General features: G+C 49.2%; 8 protein-coding genes. 7 read left to right on the forward strand and 1 reads right to left on the reverse strand.

Translation table 11 applies throughout. From position 1 onward, the window contains the following. Positions 1–2 precede the first annotated feature (2 nt). A complete protein-coding gene (locus tag EXM22_RS00255; RefSeq protein WP_149484580.1) occupies positions 3–941 on the reverse strand; it encodes a hypothetical protein in 939 nt (312 codons plus the stop codon). A gap of 148 nt (positions 942–1,089) precedes the next feature. Here EXM22_RS00255 and acnA point away from each other — a divergent pair, with 148 nt between their 5' ends. From acnA to odhB, 7 genes are read left to right on the forward strand one after another with little or no spacing between them, the layout of a single operon-like run. Beyond that, positions 1,090–3,735 carry an aconitate hydratase AcnA gene (gene acnA / locus EXM22_RS00260; protein WP_149484581.1) on the forward strand — a complete coding sequence of 882 codons (2,646 nt, stop codon included), beginning with the start codon at positions 1,090–1,092 and terminating at the stop codon, positions 3,733–3,735. Positions 3,736–3,786: 51 nt separating this feature from the next. Next, entirely contained in the window at positions 3,787–5,514 is a 1,728-nt protein-coding gene (gene sdhA / locus EXM22_RS00265) for a succinate dehydrogenase flavoprotein subunit (protein WP_149484582.1), read from the forward strand. A gap of 24 nt (positions 5,515–5,538) precedes the next feature. After that, a complete protein-coding gene (locus EXM22_RS00270; protein WP_149484583.1) occupies positions 5,539–6,255 on the forward strand; it encodes a succinate dehydrogenase/fumarate reductase iron-sulfur subunit in 717 nt (238 codons plus the stop codon). 6 nt (positions 6,256–6,261) lie between these two features. Continuing rightward, the gene (sucC, locus tag EXM22_RS00275; RefSeq protein ID WP_149484584.1) at positions 6,262–7,410 is read left to right on the forward strand and encodes an ADP-forming succinate--CoA ligase subunit beta; all 1,149 of its coding nucleotides are present in this window, start codon (positions 6,262–6,264) and stop codon (positions 7,408–7,410) included. After that, on the forward strand, positions 7,407–8,285 hold the full coding sequence (sucD, locus tag EXM22_RS00280) for a succinate--CoA ligase subunit alpha (RefSeq protein ID WP_149484585.1): 879 nt from the start codon (positions 7,407–7,409) through the stop codon (positions 8,283–8,285). Before sucC ends, sucD begins: the two co-directional genes overlap by 4 nt. A 15-nt stretch (positions 8,286–8,300) precedes the next feature. Next, positions 8,301–11,051: a 2-oxoglutarate dehydrogenase E1 component gene (locus tag EXM22_RS00285; RefSeq protein WP_149484586.1), complete on the forward strand. Its 2,751-nt coding sequence runs from the start codon at positions 8,301–8,303 to the stop codon at positions 11,049–11,051. Further along, positions 11,048–12,235: a 2-oxoglutarate dehydrogenase complex dihydrolipoyllysine-residue succinyltransferase gene (odhB, locus tag EXM22_RS00290; protein ID WP_149484587.1), complete on the forward strand. Its 1,188-nt coding sequence runs from the start codon at positions 11,048–11,050 to the stop codon at positions 12,233–12,235. Before EXM22_RS00285 ends, odhB begins: the two co-directional genes overlap by 4 nt. The last annotated feature ends 4 nt before the right edge of the window (positions 12,236–12,239 follow it).

Genomic DNA, 12,239 nt, shown 5'->3' on the forward strand with positions numbered 1-12,239 from the left:
GGCTACCGGTACTTTTTTTTGCTCTTTTCTGCTCTCTTTAAATATCCGAACTTAAGCCGGATATACCGCTTATTCAGTGAGATTCCTGTTATCAGGGCATTCACATTGAATGATGTATCCAAATCCACCCTGAATGACAGCTTCAATGCTTGTCCCAGACCGAGTTTCATATCTGGAGCCAGGATGATACCAGTCCCTTTTTCAAGCTTGATCAGAGTGGTTTTTACTGGTTTTTCTTTCCCGGGTAGAAGGATGTATATGTCTGAAAGAGACACTTTCTTTTCCAGTGGAATTTCCCCTATGTTCACGAGGAGGGAGGCCTTTTCAAGGATCTTAAAGGAGCTGACCGGTTTTGAAATAATCCCCTTATAATCCTGTATGAACAGCTGTCCCCTCCCTGATTTCTCCCTTATATCCATTTCAATTACATTTTTCAAGGTCATGCTGTGTGTATCCGTGGAGGCAATGACTCCGGAGAACGTTCTACCCTCGGGATCAATATACCGAGCTGGCCGACCCGGACCATAAAGGCTTGTTTTTTGATTCTGCAGATCTTTACTGTCCTTCCCAAAGAGCTTTTTCATCAATCGGTCTGAGTACAGGTCCTCAGCCGGGTTTTTCTTCTTCCAAAGCGCAAGGGCGTTCAGATAGGTATTCAAATTTTTAAGGATGAGGGTCTTCCTTTTTTGATCGACTAGGAATGGGGTCAATTCATCTATAAAATCTATTTCGTTGATTGTCAGGTCATACTTTCGGATCATGTCCTCATATTCCTGCTCCCAGATCCTGTATCGTTTCTTTCTGAACAGGATATTAAATAGGATGGAGGACAGAATCATAAGGATGAAGAGACCTATGATGATGGATATCTGCAGAATGTATTCTTCTGTATTTTTCTGGAATCCCTGTGCTATGGCTTCCAGGATTGTCTGCTGTTTCATTTTAAGTTCCCTTTAGAAAGAACCTTAGTCCTGTCCCAATGATCTGTCAATGAATGCCTGTAATTTGTCTTCCCTAATTGATTTTCTTGACAAGTAATATTCTTCCTCTCATAGTTTAAAAGAGAAGAATATCTAAAAGGAATCGGTGATGTTAAAAAAAGAACTTGATTTTGCGGATAGGAAGGTCATGTATTACAGTCTGCAGGAATTTGCAAGGGAGAAGGGGTTCGATCTTGCTCCTCTTCCGGTAGCTGTGAAAATCCTGATGGAAAATATGCTGCGTCATGGAAGCAGTGATTTTGTTTCTCCCGATGATCTATCGGCTCTGTCTGAGTGGAATCAGACAAAAGGGAAAGTCGCAAAGGACATCAATTTTCATCCTGGCCGGGTGGTTATGCAGGATTTTACTGGAGTCCCCGCTGTTGTAGACCTGGCGGCCATGCGGAATGCCCTGTCTGAAAATGGGGGAGATGCCTCCAAAATCAACCCGGTAATTCCCGTAGATATGGTGGTGGATCATTCCGTCCAAGTAGATTTCAATGCCTCTCCTTCGGCCTATAAGATGAATGTGAAAAAGGAATTTGAGAGGAATAGTGAACGTTACCGCCTTCTGAACTGGGCACAAAAGGAATTCAAGAACTTCAGGGTTGTTCCCCCTGGAACAGGAATTGTACATCAGGTTAATCTGGAATATCTGGCCGATGTGGTGACCCTCAGGACTGTCGATGGTCAGGAGACGGCTTTCCCCGATACCCTGGTTGGTACAGACAGTCATACGACTATGATCGGTGGACTCTGCGTTTTAGGCTGGGGTGTGGGAGGCATAGAGGCCGAAGCGGCTCTTTTGGGACAGCCTCTGACAATGTTGATTCCCGAGGTTGTCGGTTTTAGGTTTACCGGGAAGCTGCCCGAGGGAACCACCGCTACGGATCTGGTTCTTACGGTGACCCAGATGCTGCGGGCCAGAGCTGTGGTCGGTAAATTTGTAGAGTTCTATGGTCCCGGTCTAGATCATCTCAGCCTTGCCGACAGAGCCACAATCAGCAATATGGCTCCCGAGTATGGTGCTACATGTGGCCTGTTTCCCATCGATGATGAGCTGCTCAAGTACCTGAGACTCACCGGACGGGATGAACAGAGGATACGCCTTGTGGAAGAATATGCCAAACTTCAGGGGCTTTGGAGAGATCCAAAGGTCGAACCTGAGTTTTCCGATACCCTTTCTCTGGATCTCCGGGAAGTCAAACCCAGTATGGCCGGGCCTAATAAACCTCAGAACCGGGTTGTTTTGGAAGATATTACAAGCAAGTTTGAGAAAGTTTTGAAGGCAGACTACGGTGTGAGCGATCTGGAAGCCCGGTCATCCGTGGAGGGTACAGACTACAGTCTTGGACATGGTGATGTGGCCATCGCCGCCATCACGAGCTGTACGAATACATCCAATCCCGCCATCCTTATCGCCGCAGGACTTCTTGCTAAAAAGGCTGTTAAGGCTGGACTCAGGTCCAAGCCCTGGGTGAAGACTTCCTTTGCACCCGGTAGCCAGGTCGTTATCAGTTATCTCGAAAAAGCCGGTCTTCTTCCTTATCTGGAGAAGCTGGGATTTCATCTTGTTGGTTTCGGCTGTACCACCTGCATAGGGAACTCCGGGCCTTTGCGACCTGAAATTGAAAAGGCCATCCTTGCCAAAAAGCTGGTCACAGTCAATGTCCTTTCGGGGAACAGGAATTTCGCAGGCCGTATCCATCCCGTCTCCCAGGCCAGTTTCCTGGCATCTCCTCCCTTGGTGGTCGCCTATGCCCTGGCTGGATCTCTGCGGATTGACATCACGAGAGATGCCTTGGCTGTCAACGACCAGGGAGAGAAGGTTTACTTTAAAGACCTCTGGCCCGAAAACAGTGAGATTGAAGAGGTCATGGCGATGAGTGTCTCATCCGATCAATTCAAAGATAAATATGCGGAAGTCTTCAAAGGAACCGCCGAGTGGGCGGAGCTTTCAGGGACCAGTGGCAGTCTTTTTGCCTGGACAGAAAACAGCAGTTACATCCGCAGGCCTCCATTCTTTGATAAATTCAATGAGGAACAGAAGTTTGTGGACATTAAGGGGGCCAGGACCCTGGCGATCCTTCCCGATGCCACAACAACGGACCATATCTCTCCAGCGGGTGTTATTCCCTTTGATGAACCAGCGGGTCAATATCTGATTAGTCAGGGTGTTTCTTCTTCAGATTTCAATTCCTTTGGAAGTCGCCGGGGAAATCACGAAGTGATGATGCGCGGCACTTTCGGAAATATCCGTTTGAAGAACAAAATGCTTAATGGTGTGGAAGGGGGATACACCCTGAACAGCCGGGGAGAACAGAGTACCATCTTTGATACTTCCATGGCCTATCAGAAAAAGGGAATCCCTTTAATCCTCTTTGCCGGCAAGGAGTACGGCGCAGGATCGTCCAGGGACTGGGCAGCCAAGGGAACTCTCCTGTTGGGAGTCAAGGCGGTGATTGCCGAGAGCTATGAAAGGATTCATCGATCCAATCTGGTCGGCATGGGGATCCTTCCCCTGGAGTTTGAAGGAGGGGATTCGGTCGATTCACTCGGAATCAAAGGGATGGGATCTTATGATCTGCTGGGAGTGAGCCGGTTGTCGCCCAAGTGTCATCTTACTCTTGTTGTGAATGAGGGCAGACGGAGGCGTGAGTTTCAGGTCCGTGTCCGAATCGATACATCGGGGGAACTGGATTATTACAGAGCGGGAGGAATCTTAAATCTGGTGTTAAAACATATGAGTCAATAAAAGCTTATTAGACAGGGAGTCTCTGTCTCTTGAGAAAAAAGGGGAAAGTCTATGGATTATGACTATGACGTACTGATCGTTGGAGCCGGAGGAGCAGGCTTATACGCCGCGCTTGAAGCGAGTAGAACGGGTAAAACGGCTGTATTGACCAAAGTTTATCCTCAGCGGAGTCATACGGGAGCCGCTCAGGGTGGTATAGGAGCCGCCTTGGGGAATGTGGAAGAAGATAAACCCGAATGGCATGCCTTTGATACGGTTAAGGGGGGTGACTATCTTGTCGATCAGAATGCGGCGGTGATTCTGGCGGAAGATGCGGTTCGGGCCGTGTATGATCTTGAGAATAGAGGGCTTCCTTTTTCACGGACTCCTGAAGGCAAAATCGACCAGCGGCGCTTTGGCGGGCATACCCGTAATTTCGGTGAAGGTCCTGTTCGAAGAGCCTGCTATGCCGCCGACCGGACGGGGCATATGATCCTGCAGACCCTATATCAGCAGTGCATCAAGAGTGATGTAGCCTTTTATGATGAGTTTTTCGTACTGGACGTCATGCTTGATGGAGACACTCCCTCGGGGCTGATCGTCTTTGAATTGGCTACGGGGCAGATCCATATGTTCAAGGCCAAGGTTATTCTTTTCGCTACTGGCGGTTTTGGGCGCATGTTCAAGATCACTTCCAATGCCTATTCCAACACCGGTGACGGACCGGCCATTCTAGCCCGGAATGGAATCCCCCTTATGGATATGGAGTTCTTTCAGATACATCCCACGGGCATCAGAGACATGGGCATCCTGATCACAGAGGGTGTTCGCGGCGAGGGGGGCATCCTCTACAATTCAGAGGGTGAAGCCTTTATGAAACGCTATGCTCCCACCATGCTGGACTTGGCCCCCAGGGACATGATCAGCCGGGCTATCATGACTGAAATCTTTGAGGGCCGTGGCATTAGAGGCACTAGGAAAATAGATGATTATGTTTACCTGGATGCCAGTCATCTGGGGCGGGCCAAGGTTGAAGAAAAAATCCCCGATATTGCCGATTTTTGTAGGACCTATTTAGATGTTGATCCTGCCGAAGCACCCATGCCGGTTCAGCCCACGGCGCACTATGCCATGGGAGGCATTCCCACCAATGTGAACGGTCAGGTTTGGACCGGGGAAAAAGTCTATCCCGGTTTGTACGCTGCCGGTGAATGTGCCTGTGTTTCTGTCCATGGAGCCAATCGGCTGGGAACGAACTCTCTTGTCGATCTGGTGGTCTTCGGGCGCAGAGCCGGACAGCATATTGCAGAATATGTCAGGAATGCTCCCCAAGGGCGGGTTGATAAGGATCGGGCCCGATGGTGGAAGGACCGGATTGCCCGGCTCAAATCGGCCAAGGGTAGCCATCCCGGTGAAATCTTCGATTCCATGCAGGAAACGATGATGGAAAAGGTAGGCGTTTACAGGACCGGCAGTGAAATGGAAAAAGCTGTTTCATCTCTTCAGAAACTCCGGCTGGACTATGAGCATGTTTCGGTTCATGCCGGCGCAGAAAATTTTAATGCCGAAGTACAGACAGTCCTCGAGCTGGGGAATCTCCTGGATCTTGCCCTTCATACGGCTGCTTCAGCCCTGAACAGGCAGGAGAGCCGGGGAGCTCATACCCGGGACGACTTTCCTGATAGAAATGACGGGGACTGGCTGAAGCACAGCTTGAGTACCCTCAAAGACAATCAGATAAGCTTTCAATATAGGGATGTGGATGTACATAAGTGGGAACCGAAGCCCAGGGTCTATTAATCCAGAAATTATGGGAGAGAAATAATGCAGATTGAATTGAAAATTTTCAGATACAACCCACAGACCGATAAGGAATCCCGTTTTGATACCTATAAGGTGGATGTTGACCCCAGCGACAGGGTTCTGGACTCACTGATGCATGTGTACAGGAACGAAGACGGATCTCTTGCCTTCCGCAAGAGCTGTGCCCATGGCGTCTGCGGCTCCGATGCCATGAGGATCAATGGCAAGGAGAGACTGGCCTGTAAGACCCTCATCAAAGATGTGACCCAGAGCGAGGGGGATACTATCCTCATCGAACCTCTGAGGCATCTGCCTGTTCAAAAGGACCTCATGGTCGATCAGAGTGAATTCCTATCCCGGTTTAAAAAAGTGTCTCCCTTTCTAATTCCCGAAGAAAAACCACCGGAAAATGGTGAGTATATACAGAGCCAGCTGCAGAGGGATGCCATCGATGACGCTACCAAGTGCATCAACTGCGGAGCCTGTTATTCCGCCTGCCCCGTGTTGGACACAAATCCGGATTTTCTGGGTCCCGCCGCTCTGGTACATGCCTCTCGCTTTATTTTTGACAGTCGGGATCAGGGCTTGGATGCCAGGATTGCCATCCTGGATCAGCCCAATGGCATCTGGGCCTGCGATAACCATTTTGAGTGCACCAAGGTCTGTCCCCGGGGGATAAAAATCACCAAATTGATTAATTTGACTAAGAGGGAAATCAAGAAAAGAAAGGGAGAATAGGGGTCTATGAATATACATGAATATCAGGCTAAAGAGTTGTTTGCATCCTATGGCATTCCCATCAAGGCCTTTCGCCTCGTGACAGAACCGGGACAACTGGCCCAGGCTGCACAGGAGTTGGGAGGAGAAACCATCGTCAAGGCTCAGGTTCTCACAGGAGGACGGGGAAAAGCGGGGGGGGTGAAATACGCCAAAACAGCGGAAGAGGCGGTCAAGTATGGGCAGGACATCCTGAATCTGACAATCAAGGGATTTCCCGTGGAGAAGATTATTCTCACAGAAGCCGCTGATATAAAGAAGGAGTTTTATGCGGGGTTTATCACCAACCGCGGGACCAGGGCTGTCACCCTTATGCTGAGTAAGGCCGGTGGGATGGACATCGAAGATTTAGCCGTCAATTCTCCCGAAGAGATCCTCAAAATCGATTTTTTTGCCCGAACCGGCCCCGATGAAGATCTTTATGAGGCGGCGCTGAAAGACATTTTCAGAACCCAGACCCATATCGCCCAAGCCAGGGATATTCTGGATAAGCTGTACAGGCTCTTCCTGGAAAAAGACTGCAGTCTGACAGAAATCAACCCCCTGTCTATTGTGGACGACGATACACTGGTGGCAATCGATGCCAAAATGAGTTTTGATGACAATGCCCTGTTCCGACATCCGGAGATTCAGGCCTTGGAGAATCCAGAAGAATCCAGTCAGGATGAAAAAGATGCACGGGAAGCAGGGCTTAGTTTTGTCAGCCTCGATGGTGATATCGGTTGCATCGTCAACGGGGCTGGCCTGGCCATGGCCACCTTAGACCTCATCAAATTGGCCGGAGGCGAACCGGCAAATTTCCTGGATGTGGGGGGAAGCTCCAATCCTAACAAGGTGGTCTCCGCCTTGAAAATCATCATAAGCAATCCCAATGTGAAAGCCATTCTGATCAATATTTTCGGAGGAATCACCCGATGTGACGACATAGCCAAGGGCCTTTTGATGGCCCGGGAGCAGATCCAACTGGATCTTCCTCTGGTGATACGGCTGGTGGGTACCAATCAGGATGAAGGACGGGCTCTATTAGAGAAAGCAGGTCTTCAGGCCTTTGACGGATTGAGTGAGTCGGTGGAAAAAGTTGTGGCTCTAGCTACTTCTGAGGGAGGACGTCAATGAGCATACTCATAGATGAGAATACAAAAGTCATCGTTCAGGGGATCACCGGAAGAGATGGTTCTTTTCACACAAAGACCATGGTGGCCGACGGAACCAAGATTGTCGCCGGAGTGACTCCCGGCAAGGGGGGGCAGGACATGGAAGGCATCCCTGTGTATGACTCTGTTGAGGAATGTCTGAAAGACAAGAAAGTCGATGCCTCCGTGGTTTTCGTTCCCGCTCCCTTTGCGGCCGCTGCAGCCAGAGAGGCTATCGATGCCAGAATTCCCCTGGTGGTGTGCATTACCGAGGGTGTGCCTGTACAGGAAATGACAGACCTTTATCATAGGGCCCGTGCAAAAGGAAGCGTTCTGATAGGGCCTAATTGTCCGGGGCTCATCTCTCCGGATAAATGCAAGATAGGGATCATGCCCAAACGGATTCATAAGGCAGGAGGGGTCGGTGTCATTTCCAGATCCGGAACACTCACATACGAGGTTGTCAACGAACTCACTCTGGCGGGGCTGGGGCAGTCCACCTGTATCGGCATTGGAGGAGATCCCATCGTCGGAACCGGATTTTTAGACCTGTTGGAGAGGTTTGAAGCTGATCCTGAAACCACGGCGGTGGTTCTTATTGGAGAGATCGGCGGGGAGGCGGAAGAAGAGGCTGCTTGCTATATCCAAGACCATATGAAGAAGCCCGTTGTCGCTTTTATTTCGGGACGGTCTGCTCCCAAAGGGAAAAGAATGGGGCATGCGGGAGCCATTATTTCTGGGGGAAAAGGAACGGCCGAGGCAAAAGTCGCAGCCTTTGAAGCAGCCGGTGTGGATGTGGCTGATAAACCCGATGAAATCCCCGGGTTGCTGCTAAAAAAACTAAAGAGAAAAAAATAAACGGGAAGGTATCATATGGTTGAAAAGGGCATTTCCATAGAGAATCTGGCCTACCTTGAGACCCTGTTGGAAGATGGAGCTCTCTCTCCCAGTTGGCGGGAGGAACTGGAAGGTCCTTCTCCAGGATCTCCTCTTCTTCCAGATGCCGGAGCGGACAAGCAAAGTCGTCTCAATGCCCTGATCTGGGCCTATCGGGATGGCGGATACCTCCATGGCCGTCTCAATCCTTTGGGGCATTATATGACCAAAGAGATGAAGTATATTTATCTGACCATGAAAGGCGGGGTGGAGTCTCTAAAACCTGAACAGTTCGGCTTTGATGAGTCAGACATGGAGAAGCCTTTCAGACCGGGACGGTTTTTCAAAGAAGAGTCCCTTCCTCTCAGGGATATCATCAAAAGGCTCGATGATGTGTACTGCGGAACCCTGGGGGCCGAAATCCTTCATATTCAGAACGTTTCCATGCGAAACTGGCTTATCAGCAACATGGAACAGCCTGATAAATCAGTCAGGATCGATGCGGCCCTGCAGCAGGGAATTCAAAAAGATCTCATTCGGGCCGAAGAATTTGAGAAATTTATCAATACCCGTTTTGTGGGACAGAAACGATTTTCTTTGGAGGGGGGTGAGGTCGTTATTCCTGCCCTTAAATATCTGTTTAAGAAATCAATACAACTGGGCATCCGTGAAACTGTTATCGGAATGGCTCATCGGGGCAGGTTGAATGTACTTGTCAATGCCATCAGCAAACCCGCTGCAGAAATCTTTGCCATGTTTCAAAATAATTACCAGCCCTATGTCTATGGTGGTAGCGGAGATGTGAAATATCACATGGGGCAGAGCTGTGACTTTAGCGATGAAGAGGGCCGCAACCTCCATATTTCTCTCGTTTCCAACCCCAGTCATCTGGAAGCGGTCAACCCCGTCGTGGAAGGAAAAACACGGGGCATTCAGCGGAGGAGGAAAGACAGCAACCGCAAAAAAGTCATACCCATTTTGATCCATGGAGATGCCGCATTCTCGGGTCAGGGAATTGTTTATGAAACTCTTAATCTGTCTCAGCTCAAGGGCTACAGGACGGGAGGAACCATCCATATCATCATCAACAATCAGATAGGATTTACAACTGCCTCCAGAGACTCACGGTCTACCTATTTCGCCACGGATGTCGCAAAATCTTTGCCCATTCCCATTTTTCATGCCAATGGGGATGAACCCGAATCTGTGATCAAAGCCATGGACCTGGCCGTCCGCTGGCGGCATAAATTCGGCTATGATGTTGTTGTAGACATCATCTGTTACCGCAGGCTTGGTCATAATGAGGCAGATGAACCGTCCTTCACTCACCCTATCATGTACCAGTTGATCAGAAAGCATCAGTCTGTGATGACCCTTTACGGCAGGGAGCTGGAAGAAAAGGGAATCCTCTCGCAAATTGATCAAGAGGCTTTCAAGCTTTCCTATATCACCGAAATGACTGCCGATTTTGAGGAAGCAAAAGCGTATGGGGATCATCAGTGGAACAATGCCTTCCAAAAGGGTGAATGGAAAGGCATGACTTTCAAGTATTCCTTTGATTTTCCCGATACGGGGGTCTCTCCGGAACGGCTTCGTGCCATCGGGGAAGTCCTGACAATGATCCCAGAGGGTTTTGTCGCACATTCCAAACTGCAGCGTTTTGTAGAAAACAGACGGAAGGCTCTGGATGATAAAAAGGGCATTGACTGGGCTTTTGCAGAATCCATGGCTTTTGGAAGCCTCCTCACCGAGGGGTACCATGTCCGGCTGTCCGGTGAGGATTGCGGAAGAGGCACTTTCTCTCAGCGTCATGCAAAATGGTGGGATGTTTCGGTTGAAAATCCCCAGTCTTATATTCCCTTGAATCATTTGGAAGATATATCACCCGTTCCCAGGAGAATCTTCTCAGTATATGACAGTCCTCTTTCAGAGTTTTCTGTCTTAGGATTTGAGTACGGTTACTCCCTGGCAATGCCCCGGGTTCTGGTGCTCTGGGAAGCTCAGTTTGGCGATTTTGCCAATGGAGCCCAGACCATTATCGATCAATTCATCTGCTCTGGGGAACAGAAATGGTTCCGTTCCAGCGGACTGGTCCTCCTCCTTCCCCATGGGTATGAGGGACAGGGGCCGGAGCATTCCAACGCCTACCTGGAGCGGTATCTCAGCCTCTGCGCCGAAGACAATATGCAGGTTTGCAATCTTACAACGCCGGCACAGTACTTTCATGTCCTAAGAAAACAGATGACTCAGCCTTTTAGAAAACCTCTCATTTTGATGACTCCCAAGAGTCTCCTCAGGCATAAGAGGGCTGTTTCTGATCTTCAGGATCTGGAAGAGGGCCGGTTTCAGACTGTTCTGAAGGATGATCCGAAATACAGAAAAGCCGAGATCATTCTTTTATGCTCTGGGAAGGTTTATTACGACCTCATTGAGAGACGGGACCAGCTGGGAACTGACAGATGCGCCATTTTGAGGCTGGAGCAGATTTACCCCTTTCCGGAGGACCGTCTCAAAGAGATTTTGAAATCTTATCCCTGGGTCAGACAGCTCCGCTGGGTTCAGGAAGAACCCCGTAACAAGGGAGCTTGGTCATTCCTTCAGGAACGGCTCAGCCGTCTGGGAGAAAAAAGATGGTCTTATGTGGGACGCCCGGCTTCGGCAAGTTCTTCTGCGGGAGCTCATGTGAAAGATATGGATGAATTGGAAGAATTCCTCCTAGAAGCGTTTGATGAGGTGAATGATAAATGATTGAACTTAGAATTCCCGAAATGGGAGAATCTGTTACTGGTGGTATCCTAGCGGCCTGGCTCAAGCAGGATGGTGATTTTGTGGCTGTTGGTGAAGAAGTGTTGGAACTGGAAACTGACAAGGCTACCCTGGCAGTCCCTTCTCCCGCCGCTGGCGCTCTGAAAATTCTCATCAGGGAAGATTCAGAAGTAGAGATTGGGCAGCTTGTGGCAGAGGTCGATACCCAGGCAGTAGGCGAGAGTCCTAAACCCCTGATCGATAAAGAGAACATACCCGCAGAAGATCACTACTCTCCCTCTGTCCGTCATGCCCTCCAAACCTATGGTTTAAAATCCATAGAGATGCCGGGGAGTGGTAAAAAAGGACACCTCACCAAAGAAGATGTTCTGGACTATGTCCAAAAGCAGGGGATCAAGGCTGTTCCTCTAAGCGGTTCAAGCACAGAGACTCCTGTCGAAACTCCCGCAGTGACTCCTGCAGAAACTCAAGAGTTCCGCCGTGTAAAAATGAGCCGTATCCGACAGAAAATTGCGGCCAACCTGGTTCAGTCCAAACAGCAGTCGGCCCACCTGACAACCTTCAATGAGGTGGATATGTCTGAGATCATGGAGATCCGGACTCTTTACAAGGATGATTTTTTTAAGAGTAAGGCGGTCAAGCTGGGATTCATGAGTTTCTTTGTCAAAGCCGTTTGTGCCGCTTTAGCAGAGTATCCCCAGCTCAATGCAGTCATAGAGGGAGAAGACCTTCTTTATCGGAACCATCTAAATATCAGCATCGCTGTCTCTACAGAAAAGGGACTGATTACTCCAGTGTTAAAGAGGGCAGAGACCCTGTCTTTTGCTCAGATTGAGTCACAGATCATATCCTTTTCTAAGAGGGCTGCAGAGCGTAAACTCCTGCCCGATGAACTTTCAGGGGGTACTTTCACGATTACCAATGGAGGAATCTTCGGTAGTCTTTTATCCACACCCATTCCCTCTCCGGGACAGTCGGGAATCCTTGGAATGCATTCCATCGTGAAAAAACCAGTTGTTCGTAATGATGAAATTGTTATCCGTCCCATGATGTACCTGGCTTTGACCTATGATCATAGAATTATCGATGGCAGAGAAGCCGTCAGTTTTTTAAATATCCTTAAGAAGGATCTCGAAGATCCCAGGAGGATTCTTATCGATTTGTAATACC

Origin of the sequence: Oceanispirochaeta crateris, assembly GCF_008329965.1 — a bacterium.
Taxonomy (GTDB): Bacteria; Spirochaetota; Spirochaetia; order DSM-2461; family DSM-2461; genus Oceanispirochaeta; species Oceanispirochaeta crateris.

What these genes read in the sequence shown, in the direction of transcription:
- EXM22_RS00255 (WP_149484580.1), bottom strand. Translation starts at nt 941, where the DNA reads ATGAAACAGCAGACAATCCTGGAAGCCATAGCACAGGGATTCCAGAAA.
- acnA (WP_149484581.1), top strand. Translation starts at nt 1,090, where the DNA reads ATGTTAAAAAAAGAACTTGATTTTGCGGATAGGAAGGTCATGTATTAC.
- sdhA (WP_149484582.1), top strand. Translation starts at nt 3,787, where the DNA reads ATGGATTATGACTATGACGTACTGATCGTTGGAGCCGGAGGAGCAGGC.
- EXM22_RS00270 (WP_149484583.1), top strand. Translation starts at nt 5,539, where the DNA reads ATGCAGATTGAATTGAAAATTTTCAGATACAACCCACAGACCGATAAG.
- sucC (WP_149484584.1), top strand. Translation starts at nt 6,262, where the DNA reads ATGAATATACATGAATATCAGGCTAAAGAGTTGTTTGCATCCTATGGC.
- sucD (WP_149484585.1), top strand. Translation starts at nt 7,407, where the DNA reads ATGAGCATACTCATAGATGAGAATACAAAAGTCATCGTTCAGGGGATC.
- EXM22_RS00285 (WP_149484586.1), top strand. Translation starts at nt 8,301, where the DNA reads ATGGTTGAAAAGGGCATTTCCATAGAGAATCTGGCCTACCTTGAGACC.
- odhB (WP_149484587.1), top strand. Translation starts at nt 11,048, where the DNA reads ATGATTGAACTTAGAATTCCCGAAATGGGAGAATCTGTTACTGGTGGT.